Here is a 19,694-nt window from a genome sequence, read left to right as displayed (position 1 = left end):
TCCGGGTGCGCGACATCGATCCGGACATCGCTTTTTGCCTTTACAGAGCGGCCCCCACGAAAGCGGCAAAGGACGCCGTGGTAGAGGCCCTCGATCTTATCGATCAGTCACGGGTCATAACGGATCGGCGGATACAGCGTATCCTCCCAACGCAGCCCATTGGCTTCGTCCGGCCAGAACGCGCCGAGAAAGTCGCGATTCCGGAGCCGTTGATGCAGGAGCTGGAAACTTGGGTCGACCTCGCCTCACGGGGCCTCTGGTCCATTACAGACAATGCCTTTGTGGGCGGTGTCTCCCCCAAGCCTTACCTCAATGCCGCCAAGAAGATCCTCACGACGGCAGAACGCGCCGGCGCACTGAAGCTTGCTGGACTGAACACCATCGCGTCGGCCTTCGATGAGCGGGTTTTGGTCGCCGTCGTTCAAATGCTCCGCGACCTGCACAAAAATGATGAAGCCGGCGCCATCACGCCTCGCACGGCTTGGGGCTATTTCGACTGCCTCATTCCACTGCTGGAGCGCAACGGCGAAGATGCGTTTTCTGTCAGGACGATCTTGAAAACCGACTCTTGGCTGAAGATCGGTCGCCGAAATCGGACTGAGATGTCCCCGCACCTCCGCTCCTTCTGTAGGAAGGTCGTCACCGACATGAACGCGCGAATTCGGTTCCTGTCCCTCCACATCCAGCTCAGGAAGAAGGCGATCCTCCATCTGAAAGCTGCCCAGATGACGACGGGCCGGCAAGCCGAGCGCCACCTGGAGAAGGCGCGCCGATTCGGGACATGTGCGGCCTTCGCAGCCCTGGAAACCGATGCAATCCCGGCGCGCGTCTCGAGCGTCTTGAAGACAACCTTCCGCGGCAGCGGAGCCTGGCTCTGCCTCGGACATCGCAAGACGGACGACGGGCGGCTCATGATCCCTGCGGCATATGTGAAAAACGGTAAGCCGCTTTTTGCGACGATGTCGGCGACAAGCCGGTTGCGCGGCCTGGAAACGCTCCGCTGGTATGAAAAGGCCATCCGGCCGCTCTTTGGCGACCATCAGGACAACGATCATTTCTTTCCGGCAGTTCAGAAACCGGGCCAGGCCTTACCATATTGCCAGCTGACCGCGGCGGCTGCGGCGCGGCGGATCGCGCTCGATGTGGTGTGGCACCCATTCGAGCTGAACCCGGGAATGGCCGAAGATGGCGAGAACCTGCGCGAGCATCTGGCTGCCAAGTATGGCACGACGCCCGAGGACTCCCGCAAGGCACGGGACCGGCTGACAACCCTGGGGGCGTCGCTTGGCTTCACCTTCGATTACGCCGACGACATGCGCATGTGGAATATCTTCCGCGCCCACCAGTTGATCGACTGGGCCGACGAAAAGGGCAAGGGGCATGACGTGAACTTGGCCTTGTTCGCCGCGTTCCTTTCCGAACGGCGCAACATCTCTGACATCGAAGTCCTCGCTGACGTGGCCGCTTCTGCGGGGTTCGGCCGCGAGGAGGCTTTCACCTTACTGGACCGCGGGAACCGCGGAGACCGGGTCAGGGAAAAGGAACACTTCTGGACATCGCGCGGCATTACCGGCGTGCCTGCCATGGTCTTCCAGCGCCAGCATATCGTGGTCGGCGCGCAGGGCGAGGACACGTATGGCCAAATCCTCGACCAAGTCGCGGGAGGTCAACCCGCCTGACGGTGACAGTCGATGCTTCCGAAACCGGACATCGACAGGAGGAGAACATTAACAAGGCACAGGTGATGCACAAAATGGGTAGGTCAGGCGTGATGCAATGGCAGGACTGGCCCGTGCTGGACACCGCGCCGGGCGACGTTCGGCTGCGCCATACGGCGTTGGGCGTGACTCATGCCGACACCTTCCTTTGTGCCGACATCTCGCATCCCTTGGCCGTGCTCGAGCCGTAAACAATCAACGGACCTTCGTAGCCTACGCAGCGAAAGTCCGGAAACCGCCCGGAATGACATGAGAGACAGGACTTGTTATCTTGTCTGTTGAGCGCAAATTTTCCGCGTTCTGCCAATCTACTCGCTCCGTCGCGTCGCAAAGCAGCCTTTCGCCGTAGCGAAGCGAGCTTGGCCCGTGCAAATGGTGTTGATCCGATGTTGCGATTGGTCACTATCGTTGTTCGCCGATGTCGCGCGGGAGGAAGTCATCAAAAGGACCATGCGCAATCGCGACTTCAACACGGCGCTGGCGATGCCGGCGCGGAAATTTCAGCCTCGTCCGAAAACTGGCCCACCAGGAGCGACGTTACGTAGCGAGGCGAGCGGATTGAACCTGCAAACCTACGCTATTCGGCTTTTTTCACCATCGTGCCTAAGGTGTTGTCCTTGAACACCTCGTGCACGTAGGTGTCATCCCCGGCTTAATCGGGACGGCATTTTACACCCGGATTTAGACGTTTTCATTGCTGCGCGCGACGCCGAAGACGCCGCGGGAAGGAATGACCTGCTCCCCTGAAACGTCGGGTGTTTTGAGTTAGCCTGTTCTCCAACTGAGGAGACAGGCGATGAAGAGAAGCCGTTTCAGCGAAGAACAGATCATTGGGATATTGAAAGAGCATCAGGCTGGGCTTGGAGCGAAGGAGCTTTGCCGCAAGCACGGTATCAGCGATGCGACATTTTACAAATGGCGGTCCAAGTATGGCGGGATGGAAGTGTCTGATGCGAAGAAGCTGAAGGCACTGGAAGTTGAGAACGCCAAGCTAAAGAAGTTGCTGGCTGAGCAGATGATGGACGTGTCGACGCTCAAGGAAATGCTGGGAAAAAACTTTTGAGGCCCGGCTCACGCAGAAACGCCGTGACCTGGGCCATGAAAGAGAAGCGATACAATCAAAAGCGCGCCTGTGCCTTGGCCGGTATTGATCCACGGGTCTATCGACGTGTGTCGAAGCGGCCAGCGGATACGGAGCTGCGTGGGCGGTTGAAAGAACTGTCGTTTGAGCGTCGACGGTTTGGCTATCGTCGGCTGCACATTCTGCTGCAGCGCGAAGGCTGGCACATGAACTGGAAGAAGCTGTATCGGATCTACCGCGAAGAAGGATTAACAGTGCGTAAACGTGGCGGACGCAAGCGCGCCATCGGGATCAGAGCACCCATGACGATCCCACAGGGGCCGAACCAGCGATGGTCGCTCGACTTCGTGTCTGACAGCCTATCGTGCGGTCGCCGGTTCCGCATCTTGAACGTGATTGATGACTTCAGCCGCGAATGTCTGGCCGCTGTGGTCGACACCTCGCTCTCAGGTCAGGTGACCGCGTAGGTCGTGAGCTGGATAGGATTGCCGAAATGCGGGGCTACCCATGCATGGTGGTCAGCGATAATGGAACCGAGCTGACCAGTAACGCGATCCTGAAAGGGCAAGAAGACCGCAAGGTCGACTGGCACTATATCGCCCCTGGCAAGCCGATGCAGAATGGGTTTGTCGAAAGCTTCAACGGCAGGATGCGCGACGAATGTCTGAATGAGCACCTGTTCGATAGCCTGCGCCACGCCCGCGACCTGATCGCTGCCTGGCGCACCGACTTCAACTACCACCGCCCACACACAAGCCTCGCTGGCCTCACGCCAGCGGAATATGCTAACCGGTCAAAGAAGGACCAAAACCTGAACAGAGCTAACCCAAATTAGCGGACTCAATGGGGAGCAGGTCCTGGCCAAAGGCCTCTTGCCGCTGATCCGACGTCATCGCGGCGGCTCCGGGCACGGGCGCATCGCAGGCGGTGACCTGGGGGATCTGCTGGGCATCGGAACAAGGCGCGGCGGGCGCGGCCCTGGGGGCCATAGAACTGGCACCCGCCCCAGGTGAAACCCGCCAGGATCGCCCGGGCCTGCCAGCCGCCCGGTCAGCCACATCAGTTCGACGTTCCGTCCGGCCTCGCGTTCCAACCTGTGGCTGGAGGGGATGCGGTTCAGGTCGCCGTAGATAAACAGATTGAGCGGAAGGGCCGGGTGATATTCTGGCCGTGCTGTCCGCGCCGGCGCGTGCCGGGTGAAACCAAGACCTGCGAGATCGAGCGCATCGACCAAAAGATCGACGACGCGAACCAGGTGATCCTCGCCGATCCGGTCCTCCAGCCGTTCCGGAAAAAACATCCTCTGCTCCCGGTCGATCCCTTCGATGAAATCCGACAGCCCTGCCGGCGTCCGCCTCGCTGAAAGGCCAAACTGTCGGGGCGTTTCCAAACAGCCTTCTCCGTTCGTACCATCACGGCGCATTGACGATCGCCAGCCCGTCGACACCTTGCGCTGGCTGCCGCTCCTCGCGGGAGGCGGCGGTTTGCGCGCTGATCGTTTGCGGGGGGCAGGTCGTCGTGGCGCCGGGATCTTGCGGATATCTTCCGATCCGACGCCGCCAAGAACGGCCTGTTGGCTGTCGCGGTGCCCGCCGCCGCCATGTCCGGGGTGATCACCCGCGCTCTGGACGATCCGGCGCTGACCGGCAGGTTGGAACGCAGGCTGAACGCATTTCCCTCAACCCCGAAAGCCGCCGCCATCGCGCTGTGTGAGGGCAGGTACCTGCCTCCCGCGGACGGCGCCTGCCGTTTCTGGAGAGGCGGGCCGGTCAACACCGCTCGACATCGCGTTGAAATCGGATGACTTTACCTTGAATGCAGGCGCCGGAGGAGGGCGCTCGCTGCCATGAGAAGGGGAGGAAGTCATGGGCACGACGCGATGGAAGAACCGGCCGGAAGGGTCGAATTGGGGCGATTTCGGCCCTGACGACCAACTGGGGCGGCTGAACCTGATCACCGCCGAAAAGGTGCGTCAGGGCGTGGCAGAGGTCCGCGAGGGGCGCAGTTTCTGCCTGTCCTTGCCGCTGGACTACCCCGGTGGCAACGCTCTGAACCCGCGCCGCCATCCGCCGATCCTGCGCCCTACGCTGCGCGCAGACGGGGTCAATTTCAACGCCACGCTGGGTCCCGCCCACACGGATGTGATCAGCGACGACCTGGCGATCCTGCACCTGCAATATTCCACCCAATGGGACGCGCTGGCCCATGTCGGCGGGCTGTTCGACGCCGATGACGATGGCGTGCCTGAACGGGTCTACTACAACGGCTTCCGCGCCGAAGACGACATCACCGGCCCGCAGGACCTGGCCGACGCAGGGGTGACCGGCGCCATGGCACCGCATTCCACCTCCCGCGCCGCGAGACTGGGGATCGAGAACATCGCCGCCCATGGCGTGCAGGGCCGCGCGGTGATGATCGATCTGCATGCCCATTTGGGGCGTGCCCCCACGGCGGTGGGCTACGACATGCTGATGCCCATCCTGGAGGCCGACGGCGTCACCATCGAAACCGGCGACATGCTCTGTTTCCATACCGGCTTCGCCCAGCAGTTGCTGGAGCAGAACCGCAAGCCGGACCACGACAGCCTGCACAGATCCTGCGCCGCGCTGGACGGGCGCGACGGCGCGTTGCTGAACTGGATCACCGATTGCGGGGCCGCCGCGCTGATCGCCGACAATTACGCGGTGGAGACCCATCCCGCCCGCCCGGGCGAGGCGGCGACCTGTTGCGCCTATCTGCCATTGCACGAGCATTGCCTGTTCAAGAACGGCATCCCCTTGGGAGAGCTTTGGCACCTGACTCCGCTGGCAGACCACCTGCGTGCCCAGGGCCGCCACCGCTTCCTTCTGACCGCACCGCCGCTGCGTCTGCCCGGCGCCGTGGGCTCTCCGGTGACGCCGATCGCCACGGTGTAGCCGGCTCGCCGGCACCGCGCCCCCTCCGGCTCCCGGTGCGCGCCGCCCGAACCCTTCGGGCGCGAAATACCGCTGCCGGAGGCGGCGCCCGGCACGGCCGGCCCCCGCAGCACCCGGCGCAAGGTTTCGGCCTGCCGTGGCGGCGCGGGGCTTCGCGGGGCCGGCGCGGTGGTCTATAGTCGCGGCCAACGACAGGCAGGCAGGACGGTGGGCAGATGAACGGGCAGGTGGTGCGCGCGGCGATTTCCATTCTTTTTCTCTTCTGGGCCAATCTCTTGGCAGCACAAGATTTTTCTGGCCTGGCCCGGTTGGATCAGGGGGCCTCGACGATCCGCGACGACCGGGGCGGGATTCTGGTGGATCTGACCCTGTCGCAGGGCGTGCCCTACCGGATCTTCACGCTGGACGACCCGCGCCGCGCGGTGTTCGACTTTCGCGAAGTCGATTGGTCCGGGGTGGACCGGGCGGCGCTGTTGAACACCCGCGCTGTAGCCTCGCTTGCCATGGGCGGGCTGCGTCCCGGCTGGTCGCGTCTGGTGCTGGCGCTGGAGGCGCCGATGGTGCTGAACCGCTCTGCCCTGCGGGTGGACCCGGACACCGGCAAAGCCCGGCTGACTGCGCGCTTTGTTCGCGCTGATGCCGACCGGTTCGCTGCCAGCGCGGGCGCTCCGCCCGACATCGGCTGGCCCAGCCTGCCGCCCGCCGATGTCCCCCGGCGCCGCAACCGGCCTGCCGATGCGCCGTTACTGGTGGTGCTGGACCCCGGCCATGGCGGGATCGACCCCGGTGCCGAACATGGTGGCGTGGTGGAGAAAGACCTGATGTTGACCTTCGCGCGGGAGGTGAAGGACGCGCTGGTCCGTGCGGGGGCCGAGGTCGTCCTGACGCGGGACGATGACAGTTTTGTCTCCCTTGAACGGCGGGTGACGATCGCGCACCAACTGGGTGCCGATCTCTTCGTGTCGCTTCATGCAGATGCGCTGGCGCGGGGGCGGGCGCATGGCACGACGATCCACACCCTGGCCGCCAGCGCCTCGGACGAAGCGTCCGAGAAGCTGGCCGAGCGCCACGATCGCGGCGATCTGCTGGCCGGTGTGGACCTGTCGGGCAAGGACGACGTGGTCACCGGCGTGTTGCTGGACCTGGCGCGGATGGAGACCCAGCCGCGCGCGGACCGGCTGGCCCGCGCATTGGTGCTGGCGATCCGACGCTCCGGCCTGCCGCTGAATACCCGGCCCCGCCGGTCGGCCAGCTACTCGGTGCTGAAGGCTGCGGATATCCCCTCGGTCCTGATCGAGGTCGGGTTCCTGTCCTCCGAACGCGACCGTGAAAACCTGACCGACCCGGCATTCCGAGCCCGCGTAGCCGGCGCGGTGCGCGATGCGGTGCTGGCTTGGCGCCTGGCCGACCGGGCCACCGCCCCCCTGGTGCGGCAGTAGGGCGGCGGCCCGGCTGCTGGGCGGGCCATCGCACGGCCGGTGATGGCAGGCGTGCCGTCACGTCCGTCTCGGCGGTATGAGGCCGATGTGACCGCATCGTGTTTTGACCGGCCCGGACCCCTTGCGTATAAGCGGATGCCAGAGCATGGGGGCCTTCAGGCGTGATCAGATTCGTACTTTCCTTCTTCGGGGCCATCTTTACCCTGGTCACGCTGGGCCTGGCGGTGATCGCCCTGTCCATCGGGGCGATCTTCTGGGTTTACGGGCAGGATCTGCCCAGCCACGAATATCTGGCCCGCTACCAGCCCAAGACGATCAGCCGGATCTATTCGAACGAGGGTCGGATCATCGACGAATTCGCCTCGGAACGGCGCCTGTTCGCGCCAGCAGCGGAGATCCCGGAGCTGATCAAGCATGCCTTCATCTCGGCTGAAGACAAGAATTTCTACACCCACGCGGGTTATGACACCCGAGGCATGGCGGCGGCGGCCGTGGATGCGGTGAAATCGCGCGGCCAGAACGTGCGCGGCGCCTCCACCATCACGCAGCAGGTGATGAAGAACTTCCTGCTGTCCGGGGATCGCCGGATCGAACGGAAGATCAAGGAGATCATTCTCGCTGCCCGGCTCGAAGAGACGCTGGACAAGGAAAAGATCCTTGAGCTGTACCTGAACGAGATCTTCCTGGGGCAGAACTCCTATGGCGTGGCCGCCGCCGCGCAGACCTATTTCAACAAGCCGCTGAGCGAGCTGGCCCCGCATGAGGCGGCGATGCTGGCTTCCATGCCCAAGGCGCCGTCGGATTTCCATCCGGTCCGCAACAAGGAACGCCTGCTGGCGCGGCGCAACTACGTGCTGCGCGAGATGCGGGAGAATGGCTATATAGACGCGGCCACCTATCAGGCGGAGCGCGACGCGCCGCTGCGGTCGGTGCAGAACGGCGATTTCGAGAGCTTCCGCTCAACCCTGCCGCCGCGCGACTATTTCACAGACGAGATCCGCCGCCAGCTGTCGCAGGATTTCGGCGAGGACGAGTTCTTTACCGGCGGCTTTGCCGTGCGCGCCACGATCGATCCCGAGATGCAGGTGCTGGCCGCTGCTGCCCTGCGCGGCGGGTTGGAGAAGTACGACCGCAGCCGGGGGGAATGGCGCGGCACGGGGGAGACGATCCCGGAGGCGCAGCTGACCAGCGAAGAGGCCTGGCGCGCCGCGCTGTCCGATGTCAACGTGCCCCGCGACATCGTGCTGGAACACCCCTGGCATGCCGCCGTCGTGCTGGAGGTCGGGGAAAGCGAGCTGCGCATCGGCATCGAGCGCGTGGAGGAAACCGCGGCCGAACCCTTTGTCGTGCCGCGCAGCGATACTTCGTGGTTCCGGGGCAGCCTGCGAGAGAATTTCAGCAAGGGCGACGTGATCCATGTCCGCCGCATGACCGAGGACGACAGCGGTGCCTTCATCCGCTGGTCGCTGCGGCAGGTGCCGGAGGTTCAGGGCGGGTTCATGGCCATGGACGTGAACAACGGCCGGGTGATCGCCATGCAGGGCGGGTTCAGTTACCAGGATTCGGTGTTCAACCGTGCCACCCAGGCGCGGCGGCAGCCGGGCTCCAGCTTCAAGCCGTTTGTCTATGCCTCCGCGCTGGACAGTGGCTACACGCCGGCGACGATCATCATCGACGCCCCGATCGAGATCAACACCCCCGATGGCGTCTGGCGCCCCACCAACGCGTCGCACCAATTCTACGGGCCGACACCGTTGCGCACCGGGATCGAACGGTCGCGGAACCTGATGACCATCCGCCTGGCGCAGGAGGTCGGCATGGATGTCGTCGCCTCCTATGCGGAACGGTTCGGCGTCTACGAGAACATGGGGCATTACCTGGCCAATTCGCTGGGGTCCGAGGAAACCACCCTGTTCAACATGGTGGCCGCCTACGGCATGTTCGCCAATGGCGGCGAGCGGGTGGAGCCGACGCTGGTCGACCGGGTGCAGGACCGCTACGGCAAGACGATCTACCGCCATGACCGGCGGCAATGCCTGGATTGCACCGACCCCGAGATCGCGCGGTCGCGGTCGCCGCGGATCGTCTCGGACCGCCAGCGGGTGATGGATGCGATCACCGCCTACCAGCTGACCTCCATGATGCAGGGCGTGGTGGAACGGGGCACCGCCTCCGGCGCGGTCCGCCTGCCGGTGCCCACGGCGGGCAAGACCGGCACCACCAACGACGCCAAGGACGTGTGGTTCGTGGGCTTCACCTCCAACGTCGTGGCCGGATGCTACATCGGCTACGACCAGCCCAGGCCGCTGGGCCGGGGCGCGTCGGGCGGCGGCATGTGCGGCCCGGTGTTCCAGGAATTCATGACGGAGGCGGTGAAGAAATTCGGCGGCGGCAAGTTCAAGGTGCCGCCAGGCGGTCATTTCATCAAGATCGACCGCTTCTCCGGCTCCCGCTTGCCGGACGAGGCCTCTGGCCCCAATGTCGTCGCGGAATATTTCCGCGAGGGTGAGGAGCCGATCTTCGGCGTCTATTTCGACGGCGGCTTTGCCATGGGCTCCGATCTGCCGCTGTTCCGGGAGGCCCCGGCGCAGCGCGAGGTCTATCGCTCTTCGGAGGGGGCGACCGGCACGGCGGGGCAGGCAGGGGGCGGCGGCGAACGGCTGGGTCGAAAATCCGCCCTGCCGCCCAAGGCTTCCATCCGCGAAATCACGGCGGGCGACCTGTACTAGGGACGTCGCCGCCCACCCCGTGGCCGGGCGCATGACTTGCCCCGACGCGGTGGCTGGTCTATCCCCTGCGGACACCAGATATTCATCCGACCTCTCATCCGATCAGGACCGATATGCGCGCCGACGCCCAGAACACCGTAGCCGACATCGAAAAATCGCTGGAACTGTTGCGCCAGCGGATGGATTGGGAAACGGCCCAGCACCGGCTGGAGGAATTCAACGCCCGTGTCGAGGATCCCAATCTCTGGGACGATCCGGCCAAGGCGCAGGCCCTGATGAAGGATCGGCAGGCGCTGGTGGATGCCATCGCCGTGCACGACGCCCTGCAACAGGAGCTGTCGGACAATGTCGAGCTGATCGAACTGGGAGAGATGGAAGACGACGCCGAAGTGGTGGCAGAGGCCGAAGAGGCGCTGAAATCGTTGAAGGCCCGCGCCGGCGAAAAGGAACTGGAGGCGCTGCTGAACGGGGAGGCCGACAGCAACGACACCTTCCTGGAGATCAACGCAGGCGCCGGCGGGACCGAGGCCTGCGATTGGGCGCAGATGCTGCAACGGATGTATGTCCGTTGGGCCGAAAAACGCGGCTACAAGGTCGAACTGCAATCCGAGGAACAGGGCGCCGAGGCCGGGATCAAGTCCTGCGCCTACAAGATTTCCGGCCACAACGCCTATGGCTGGCTGAAATCCGAAAGCGGCGTGCACAGGCTGGTCCGGATTTCCCCCTTCGGGAAGGGCACGCGGGAAACCTCCTTTGCCTCGGTCTGGGTGTACCCTGTGGTGGACGACAATATCGAGATCGAGGTGAACCCCGCCGACATCCGCGTCGATACCTACCGGTCATCCGGGGCGGGCGGGCAGCACGTCAACACCACGGATTCGGCGGTGCGGATCACCCACCATCCCACCGGGATCGTTGTGACCTCTTCGGAGAAATCGCAGCACCAGAACCGCGACATCGCCATGAAGGCGCTGAAATCGCGCCTTTACCAGATGGAGTTGGACAAGCGGAACGCAGCCATCAACGAGGCGCATGAGAACAAGGGCAGCGCTGGCTGGGGCAACCAGATCCGATCCTACGTGCTGCAACCTTATCAGATGGTGAAGGATCTGCGGACCAATTACGAAACCTCGGACACGCAGGGCGTACTGGATGGCGCGCTGGACGGGTTCATGGCGGAAACGCTGGCCATGGATGTCTCCGGCAAGAGCCGCGCGGAGGCGGCGGGAGAGGACTGATCTGCAACTTGCCCAGGCGGCGCGTGTGGCGCCGTGGGAACGGGGGCGCCGCCCCCGCTTGAGCTACGCTCAATTCACCCCCGCGGTATTTCGGCCCGAAGGGGGCGGGGGCTGCGCAAGGATCCGGAGCCGGGCGTGACGGCGGGTGTTACTCGTCGATGCGCTGGCCTGCGATCGCGATGGCCTTCTGGTAGACCGTGGCGGCGTTCCACTCGTTCAACACTTTGAAATTGCGCGTGCCCTCGCCATATGGCTGACCGGGCCGCCAGCCTTTCCGGCGCAGGAAATTGGCGGTGGAGGCGAGGGCATCGGCCTCGTCATAGAGGTTCACGCGACCATCGCCATTGCCGTCCGCCCCGTATTTCAGAACGTTCCCGGCCAGGAACTGGGTATGCCCGATTTCTCCATGTGCGGCACCGATAGCCCCGGCGTCCAACCAGCCGCGATCCACCAGTTTCAGCGCCGCGATCAGGTGTCCTGAGAAGAACTCCGACCGGCGGCAATCATAGGCCACCGTCGCGTTGGAGCTGAGCACATGGTACTTGCCGAAGCCGGAGCCAAAGCCGCTTTCCATGCCGTGAATGGCCAGCAGAACACCGGCGGGCACGCCGTAGCCGCGTTCCAGCGCCGTGTAGAAACCGGGGTTGCGCCCCTTGCGCTGGCGGCCGATGCGCACGATCGCATCGACGCCCCGGATGCGCAGGAAATCCTCCAGCGAATAGCGCACGCCGGTCTGACGCCGGTCGGCGGCGATGGTGCCCTGGCTGTAGCGCACCGATTTCAGTGCCTGCAACCCGCGCTGGCCGACCCCGGCTGCGGCGGCTTCGGCGGCGAAGGCGGGTTTCCAGGCCTCGAAGCCCTGAGCAGTGTTACCGCAGGGTGCCGCCTGCACGGGAAGCGCGGGCATCAGGGTGATCAGGGCGGTCAGGGCCGGGCGGCGCAGGAACTTGACAGGGAACATCGGGGTCTCCTCGTTACATCTGCGCAGAAGAGTAGCAGGAAGATCGGTTCTGGCCAGTCCCGCGCGGCTGGGGCAGGATCGCCGGGCACAACAGGAAGGACCGAAGATGGAATTGATCCGCCGCGACGCGCTGGAGCTTTCGCAGATGCTGGACCGGGGGGAGGTCTCCACCACCGAGGTGATGCAGGCCGCCCTGGACCGGATCGCGGCAGTGAACGGCCAGATCAACGCCATCACCTGCCTGCGCGACCCCGACGCCCTGCTGGCGGAGGCCCGCGCGGCAGAAACCGCCGCGCGCCCGTCCTTTCTGGCGGGCCTGCCGGTGGCGGTGAAGGATCTGGCCAACGTGGCGGGCCTGCCGAACAGCCAGGGCTCTCTCATCTTTCGCGACGCGATCTCTGCCACGGATGACCTTGCGATCGGGCGGATGCGGGCGGCAGGGGCGCTGTTCATCGGCAAGACCAACGTGCCGGAATTCGGCCTGGGCAGCCACAGCGTGAACCCCGTTCATGGCGGCACGACCAACCCCCATGCGCCGGGGCGCAGCGCGGGGGGATCGTCGGGCGGCGCGGCGGCGGCACTGGCGGCGGGGATGCAATGGGTCTGCGACGGGTCCGACATGATGGGCAGCCTGCGCAACCCCGCCGGCTGGTGCAATGTCTACGGGTTTCGCCCCACCTGGGGCCGCGTCCCGGCCGAACCTGTGGGCGATGTCTTCCTGCACCAGCTGTCCACCCTGGGCCCGATGGCGCGCAATGTCCGTGACCTGACCGCGCTGCTGGATGTCATGGCCGGTCACGATCCGCGCCAACCGTTGAGCCTGGACCATCAGCCGATGTTGCCCCGGCTGGAGGCCGATGTGACGGGGCGGCGGATCGGCTGGCTGGGCGATTGGGGCGGCGCCTATCCGATGGAGGCCGGGGTGATGGAGCATTGCGCCGCCGCGTTGTCCACCTTTGCCGACATGGGCTGCGTGGTGGAGGAGGTCGCCCCGCCCATGCCCGCCGCCGACCTTTGGGACAGCTGGCGCATCCTGCGGGCCTTTGCCAACGCGGCGCGGCTGGGGGCCTTGCATGACGACCCGGCGCGACGCGCCCTGATGAAGCCCGATGCGATCTGGGAGGTTGAGCAAGGCAAGGCCGTCAGCGTGGCGGAAGTGCAACGCGCCTCGGCTCTGCGGTCGGAGTGGCACGGCGTAACGGAGCAGCTCTTTGACCGCTACGACGCGCTGGTCCTGCCCACGGCACAGGTCTGGCCCTTCGCGATGGACGACTGGCCGAACCAGATCGCCGGGCGTGCGATGGACACCTATCACCGCTGGATGGAGGTGGTGATCCCGGCCAGCCTGACCGGCCTGCCTGCGCTGGCGGTGCCGGCGGGGTTCGGTCCTGGCGGGTTGCCCATGGGGTTGCAGATCATCGGCCGGCGGCGGGCCGACCTGGGCGTGCTGCAACTGGGGGAGGCCTGGCACCAGGCCACCGGCTGGCCGCAACGCGCCTGGCCCGATCTGGGGTAGGTGTTCCGGGATAGCGGTGCGTGGCGGACGGAGCGGGACAGTTCCGCCTGCGCGCCTGCGGGACAGGCGGGCGATGCGCCGGTCCGGTCCGCAGGCAAGTGCCGTCCGAGGGGCCAGCAGTCAGCAGCGCGGGACGGCCGGTCAGGACCGCCTCGCGCCGCGTCAATAATCCTTCTCGAAGAACAGCCCCAGCCCGGTATCCCCGTCAGAGGAGACGGAGCCCTTGGCCCGCACGTTGTCCGAAATGTCGAGGTTGATCGACAGCGAGGTTTCCCCGCTGCTGGTCACCTCGGTCTGAGTATAGACGTTGTCGTTGATGTACTTGCCCGCGCGCAGGGCGGTTTCACCGTCCTCGGTCTGGGCGATATCCAGATCGTCCAGACCCGCGTTCTCCCGCAGCTTGCCAACCACGCCGCCATTGCCGCGCCCGGTCAGTTCCGCCACCGCAACGGCCAGCCGCGCGGCCTGTAGCGGCGACAGGCTGTTGAGATCGCGGCCAAAGAAGAGCTGCGACAGGATCTCGTCCTCGGGCAGTTCGGGGGTGGAGGCAAAGGTTACCTCCGGCTCTCCCGCCGGGCCGTCCAGGATGATCTGGATCACGTATTCGCCGCTGGTGGAGGCGGCGACCAGCCGGATCACCGGCTCGAACGCGCCGGCCATGACCAGACGCCCTTCAGCCAGGTCCAGCCGTTTGGTCAGGATGTCCAGCCGCCCGCGCACCAGTTCGAACTGGCCGACGGGTCGGATCTCGCTGGTGGTGCCCTGCAGCCGCAACTGGCCGCGCAGCTCCGCGTCCAGCCCGCGCCCGCGCAGGAAGATCGGGTCATCGGCGGCCACCAATACGTCCAGCCCCAGCCCGGCAGAGCCGCTGCCCGACCCCTCGGCCGACGTCGTGTCAGCATCGGTCAGCCCGGCGCGGCGGCGGGTGGTGCGGCTGTCGGCCGGTTCGCCAAGGTGGCGGATGTCGGGGATGGTTTCCTGTCCGCCGAAGCCTCCGGCGGGGATGCGCAATTCCGTGTCCCGCAGGCCGATCCGGCCCGAGATGCGGCCGCCGCCGGTCACCGGCCCGGCGACGCGCAATGCCCCGTCCAACCGGGTGGAGACGAGCCCGTCGCGTTCCACCAGAACGTTCTGCACCGCGATGTCCAGACCGGCGGAATAGGGCGTGGACAGGCCGACCGGCCCGGTGACGCGCACCGCGCCGCCGCCATAATCGGCGGTGATGTTCAGCCGTGCCTGCCCGCCGGACAGGGCGATGTCGCCGGCAATCCGCTCGACCACGACGGAGGCGGAGGGGATCACCACCCGCGCATCCGTGGTGCTGATCCGGCCGGACAGCGCCTCAAGCCCCGGCGCGCCCTGCATGGTCAGGTCGAACCGCGCCATCCCGCCCAGAGATTGCGGGGCGATGAAGGCGTTGGCCAGCGCCAGCGGCGCCGTGCCCTCGATCTCAAGTGCGACTCGCCCGCCGGGCAAGCCGACCTGGCCCGTGGCGCGGGCCTGCGACCCGCCAGGTCCGGTCAGTGACAGGTTCAGCGCAGTCGCTTCGGCCCCCGCATTGGCGCTGCCGGATATGGTCACCGGGCCGGAGAGGCCAGGTGTCAGCCGCGCCACGTCGTCCAGCCGCGCCGACAGGTCCAGATCCGCGCCGCCATCGGCCACCACGCCGGAGGCGCTTGCGCTGAGCGCGACGCCATCGAACTCCGCCCGCGAGACCTCAAGCGCGCCGTCGCCGGTATAGCGCGCGCGCAGCTCCAGCGTGCTGGTGCCGGGCAGCAGGTCGTCCACCGCCGGAGTGCCGATGCCGATGGCCTGCCCGTCTGCGTCCAGGCTCAGCACGTAATCCGCGCCGTCCTGCCGCGCCGTGGCGCTCAGATTCAGCGGCCCGGCCCGTCCGCCGAAGGGGCGGGCGCTGTTGTTCAGCGTGCCGGTCAGGGTCACGTCGCGGGCGCCGTCCACCAGATTGCCGCTGGCCGACAGGGTCAGCGCGTCATTCTCCACCCGGGCGCGGTCCAGCCGCAGCAGCCCCTCGCCCTGGACCAGTTCGACCAGCAGGTCGGTGCGCCCCTCCAGCAGGTTGTCGACCATCGGTGTGCCGATGCCCAGGTCGGTGCCGCCGCCGGTCAGACTGACGCGGTTGCGCCCTTCCTGTTGGGTCAGGGTGCCGTCCACTTCCAGCGCGCCGGCCTCGCCTCCGGTAAAGAGGGCGGAATTGGCCAGCCGGGCCGAGAACTCCACCTGCCGCTGCGGTGCCGACAGATCGCCGCTGGCCTCCAGTCGCAGCTCGTCCGTGGTGATCAGCGCTTCTTCGAGAAGCAGGCGATCATCGCCGGCGAACAGCGAAAACGCCAGCGAGCTGCGTCCGCTCAGCAGCTTGTCGGCGGCGTCCACCCCGGTGGCCAGTTCATCGCCGGCGCCGCGCGCGGTCACCCGCAATCCGCGATCGATGCGGCGCACGGCACCGTCCAGGGTCAGCGGGCCGCTTTCGGCGCCGGTGAAGATGCCGGCGTTCTCCAGCCGCAGCGCATAGTCGATGGCGCCGTCGCTGTCACCGATCGCGCCGCTGGCGGTCAGCTCGATCTCCTCGTTGCCGATGCGCAGGACGGTCAGTTCGATCCCGTCGGTGCCGCGTGTGACGTCCAGCTTCAGCTGCGCGGGCGGGGCCAGAAGGGGATCCAGCTGATCGACGCCAAGGGCCAGGTCCTGTACGTCGCCCTGGGCCTGCACGCGCGCCACGCCAGACGGCAATTGCGCGTCGATGTCGATGCTAAGGGACGCCGCCCCGCGCAGGTCTGTTCCGCTGAGCGCGGCGAAATTGGCCAGCCGGGGCAATTCGGCCCGGCCGGTGATGTTCAGGGCGGCCTGTTCCTCCCCCTGATCCAGAATGGCATCCCCCTTCAGGCTGAAGCTTTCGCCCGTCAGGCTGAGATCGGCGATGCGCAATGGCGCGTCTTCGCCCCATGTGACATGGGCGGCACCTTCGATGGCGCGGCCCAGGGCCTGGGCCAATGCGGCGTCGCCGGTGGACAGGCCCGCCGCATCGAAGCGCAGGTTCAGATCGCTGTCGGTGGGGGTCAGCGTGCCGTCAAGGTTCAGCGCCAACTGGTCCGCCGACAGGCCGGAAGCATCCGGCGCCTCGGCGACGATGCGCCCGGTGATCGCCTCGCTGACGGAGCGGTCATATTGCAGCGACAGGTCCGCCCGCGCGAGGGAGATCCCCTCTCCGAAGGGCAGGGTGACGCGGCTTTCGCCCTGCGGCGAGACGAGTTCGCCGGCCAGGTCGAAGCGTTCCGGCGCACCCTCGGCATCCACGGCGATCTGCCCGCCCAGGTTCAGCGCGGCAGAGGTCAGGTCCAGCTGGGTGATGTCCAGCGCCCCGTCGGCACTGCGCAGCCCCTCGACCACGAGGCCGATGTCGGTGCCCAGGAAATCGCGGTAATCCGGCGCGGCCAGGGCGGTGATGTCGCCGCCCAGGTCGGCGGTGAAGCGGCGGCCGCCGTCCTCCTGGCCTTGCAGCGCCACAAAGCCGCCCAGCCGGGGCGTGCCGTCAGTGGTCAGGTCCAGCTCGGCGCGGTAGTCGTCCAGCGGGCCGGTGCCCGCAATGGTCAGATCGACGGAGGGCAGGCCCGGAAGGTCCATCAGCTTGGCGGCAAGTCCGCCTTCGCTTTCGGTCAGGGTGATGTCCAGGGCCAAGGCCTCCGCCTCCGGGTCAAAGGCGGCGTCGATGGCAAAGCGGCCGTCGCGGTCGGTGCGGGTGATCGCCAGGTCGACATCCATGCCGCCGCCGGCCAGCGCCGCGCTGCCCTGCGCGGTCAGATCGACACGTTCGCCCAGCAGAGGATCCTCCAGGGTGATGGCGCCGATGTCGAACCTGTCGATATTGACCGAAACCGGCAGATCGGGGATGGCAAAGCCCGGCGCCTCCGTGCTGGCGCCGTCGCCTTCGGGGATGCGGCGGATCACCAGGGTCTCCGCGCTCAGCTCCTGCACCTGCAACCGCCCGCCCAGCAGGGCAGAGCGGTCCCAGTCCAGCACCGCGCCGGTCAGCTCCAGCCAGATGCCATCGTCATCGGCGATGGTCATCCGCTCCAGGGTGGCGCGCGACGACAGCGCGCCGCGAAACCCCTGGATGTCCACCACTCGTCCGGCGCCGGACAGGTTGTCCTGGATCAGCCGGGTCAGGAACCCTTCGTCCTCGTCGGTGGTGGATTGGGCCTGCGCAGGTGCGGCACCGAGCATCAGGCAGGCGGCAAGGGCAAGGCAAAGGCGGGTCAGAAGGTGGTAAAACATCAGAAGGATTGTCCGATCCCGACATAGAGAGAGACAGAGTCGGTCGCGCCGGTGATCGGCACGGCCAGGTCGACCCGGATCGGGCCAAGCGCGGTGTAATAGCGCGCGCCGATCCCGGCGCCGCCATGCCAATCCCCGCCGGAAAAATCGTCGGAGGCGGAGACATAGCCGTAATCGACGAACAGCACGCCGCCCCAATTGTCGGTGAACTTGGTTCGCAGTTCCGCCGTCGCGGCAGCAAAGCTGCGGCCGCCGGTCTCCTGCCCACCGGGCAGGGTGACGCCCAGCGACTGATATCCCTGGCCGCGCACGGTGCCGCCACCGCCCGAATAGAACAGGTATTCCGGCGGCAGCCCGGTCAGCGGCGCACCGGTGACAGAGCCGAATTGCAGCCGCCCGGCCAGCACGTACCGGTCCGATCCAAGGCTGCGATAGCCGCGCAGGTCGCCGGTCAGCCGCAGCCCGCTGTCAGATCCGTTCAACCCGACAAAGGGCATGGCGGCGGCCTCGAAATAGGCGCCTTTGGTCGGGTCGGTGCTGGTGTCGCGATTGTCCCAGGTGGCCCCGGCGGTCAGGGTCAGATGGCGGAAATCGCGAATGCCGAAATCGTCATCGGTTCGGGAGGCGCGAAAGCCCAGGTCCAGCTCGGCCGTAAGCCTGTCGTTGATGTAGCGCTCCACGCCCACGGTCGCCTCTGCCAGGTCGGAGGTGTAATCTTCCTCGTCGATCCGTTCGATCCGCAGGCCATAGCGCAGCGACATGTCCGGGTGCCGGAACGCGGGGCGGGTCAGGGCGGCGGACAGGGCGTAATCCACGCCGCCGGTGCCCCCGCCGATGCCCGAAACCTCGCCATCCACGCGCAGCCGGTCGGCGGCGCCGGTCAGGTTGCGATGCAGCCAGTAGGACGACAGCGTCGCGCCCTCCGTCGTGCTGTATTCGGCGCCAAAGCCAAAGCGGCGCGGCTTCATGTCCTCGACCCGGATGGTGGTGTCCAGGGTGTCGTTCGGGCCGACCTCCTCTGCCTCCGTGATGGTGGCAGAGCGGAACGCCCCGGCGCGGCGCAGGCGGCGTTCGCCGCGCGCGATGGCCTCGGGGTCGTAGACCTCGCCTTCGGGCAGACCGGCGATGGCGCGGATACGTTCGGGGCGGACGCCGCTGGTCGCCGTCTCGTTGTCCAGCCGGACCTGGCCAAAGCGCAGTCGCGGCCCGGGCACGATGCCGAAGCGGGCTGCGATTTCGGCGCGCGGGTGATTGGCGGTGATCTCCTGCGATCCGGGCCGTGCCTTGGCGTGGCCGTTGCCACGCCAGGCGTCTACCCCGGCCTCTACCGCCTGTCGCATGATCGTCGTCCCGGCGGGCTGGCCGGGGGCAAAACCCTCGATCGGCGCGGTGCCCTCGGGCAGGGGCGCAACCTCCGCCCGGGCGAAGGCAAAGCGTGGGCCGGGGTCCACCGCGATCTCGATCCGGTCGATCCGGGGTGGCTCGCGCAGCACTGACAGGCCGGAGGCCTCCCGCCCGTCGACGCGGATCGACACCGCGCCGGAGAAATGCCCCCGTTCATACAATGCCGCGACAAGGCGGCGGTAATCGGCCTTGGCCGCGGCAAGCAATTCCTGGGTATCCGCGACCTCGTCGGCCTCAGCCGAAAGGCTGAGCGAGGCGCCGCGCAGGGCCTCCTCCAGGTCGTCATCCGCCCCCGGCGCGGTCAGGGAGATTTCAGCCGCCCCCAGGTCGGAGGTCGGCGGCAGGCCCAGGGCCAGAAGGCCCGTTGCAACAGCGAGGTACTTCAGCGATTTCGGCATTCGGG

Annotated in this window: 10 protein-coding genes and 2 pseudogenes; 8 read left to right on the top strand and 4 right to left on the bottom strand. The window is 66.6% G+C overall.

The annotated features are described in order from the left end of the window. The first annotated feature begins 5 nt into the window (after positions 1-5). The 3 genes and pseudogenes from G5A46_RS19705 (at position 6) to G5A46_RS01180 (ending at position 3,634) form a co-directional block, all read left to right on the top strand. Positions 6-1,679 (top strand): DsbA family oxidoreductase, encoded by a 1,674-nt coding sequence (locus tag G5A46_RS19705; protein WP_239520556.1) that lies wholly within the window; start codon positions 6-8, stop codon positions 1,677-1,679. A 74-nt stretch (positions 1,680-1,753) separates the two neighbouring features. Beyond that, positions 1,754-1,909, top strand: coding sequence for a hypothetical protein (locus G5A46_RS01185; RefSeq protein WP_163846513.1), 156 nt, complete (start codon positions 1,754-1,756; stop codon positions 1,907-1,909). A gap of 605 nt (positions 1,910-2,514) precedes the next feature. Beyond that, a pseudogene (locus G5A46_RS01180) lies at positions 2,515-3,634 on the top strand (IS3 family transposase). Positions 3,635-3,838: 204 nt separating this feature from the next. Here G5A46_RS01180 and G5A46_RS01175 read toward each other — a convergent pair. Then, a pseudogene (locus G5A46_RS01175) lies at positions 3,839-4,138 on the bottom strand (transposase); the annotation flags it as partial. Positions 4,139-4,664: 526 nt separating this feature from the next. Here G5A46_RS01175 and G5A46_RS01170 point away from each other — a divergent pair. From G5A46_RS01170 to prfB, 4 genes are all read left to right on the top strand, one after another. Further along, the gene (locus G5A46_RS01170) at positions 4,665-5,714 is read left to right on the top strand and encodes a cyclase family protein (RefSeq protein WP_163846511.1); all 1,050 of its coding nucleotides are present in this window, start codon (positions 4,665-4,667) and stop codon (positions 5,712-5,714) included. 215 nt (positions 5,715-5,929) lie between these two features. Further along, entirely contained in the window at positions 5,930-7,153 is a 1,224-nt protein-coding gene (locus G5A46_RS01165) for an N-acetylmuramoyl-L-alanine amidase (protein ID WP_163846510.1), read from the top strand. Between the two features lie 161 nt (positions 7,154-7,314). After that, the gene (locus G5A46_RS01160) at positions 7,315-9,882 is read left to right on the top strand and encodes a penicillin-binding protein 1A (protein ID WP_163846508.1); all 2,568 of its coding nucleotides are present in this window, start codon (positions 7,315-7,317) and stop codon (positions 9,880-9,882) included. A gap of 113 nt (positions 9,883-9,995) precedes the next feature. Then, complete coding sequence (prfB, locus tag G5A46_RS01155; RefSeq protein ID WP_163846506.1) at positions 9,996-11,120, top strand: peptide chain release factor 2; 1,125 nt, start codon at positions 9,996-9,998, stop codon at positions 11,118-11,120. Positions 11,121-11,268: 148 nt separating this feature from the next. Here prfB and G5A46_RS01150 read toward each other — a convergent pair whose 3' ends face one another. Continuing rightward, positions 11,269-12,081, bottom strand: a complete 813-nt coding sequence (locus G5A46_RS01150; RefSeq protein WP_163846504.1) for a lytic murein transglycosylase — start codon at positions 12,079-12,081, stop codon at positions 11,269-11,271. Between G5A46_RS01150 and G5A46_RS01145 the strand changes: the two genes are divergently transcribed. Then, a complete protein-coding gene (locus tag G5A46_RS01145; RefSeq protein WP_338050013.1) occupies positions 11,987-13,597 on the top strand; it encodes an amidase in 1,611 nt (536 codons plus the stop codon). The two genes, G5A46_RS01150 and G5A46_RS01145, sit on opposite strands and share 95 nt — an antisense overlap. A 162-nt stretch (positions 13,598-13,759) precedes the next feature. Here G5A46_RS01145 and G5A46_RS01140 read toward each other — a convergent pair whose 3' ends face one another. Together G5A46_RS01140 and G5A46_RS01135 are read right to left on the bottom strand one after the other, a co-directional pair. Next, positions 13,760-17,887: a translocation/assembly module TamB domain-containing protein gene (locus tag G5A46_RS01140; RefSeq protein WP_163846501.1), complete on the bottom strand. Its 4,128-nt coding sequence runs from the start codon at positions 17,885-17,887 to the stop codon at positions 13,760-13,762. Beyond that, the gene (locus G5A46_RS01135; protein WP_163846499.1) at positions 17,887-19,689 is read right to left on the bottom strand and encodes an autotransporter assembly complex protein TamA; all 1,803 of its coding nucleotides are present in this window, start codon (positions 19,687-19,689) and stop codon (positions 17,887-17,889) included. Before G5A46_RS01135 ends, G5A46_RS01140 begins: the two co-directional genes overlap by 1 nt. Positions 19,690-19,694 lie beyond the last annotated feature (5 nt).

The sequence above is a fragment of the Pseudooceanicola aestuarii genome (assembly GCF_010614805.1).
Classification (GTDB): Bacteria; Pseudomonadota; Alphaproteobacteria; order Rhodobacterales; family Rhodobacteraceae; genus Pseudooceanicola; species Pseudooceanicola aestuarii.
This window is presented reverse-complemented; position numbering and strand designations above follow the sequence as displayed.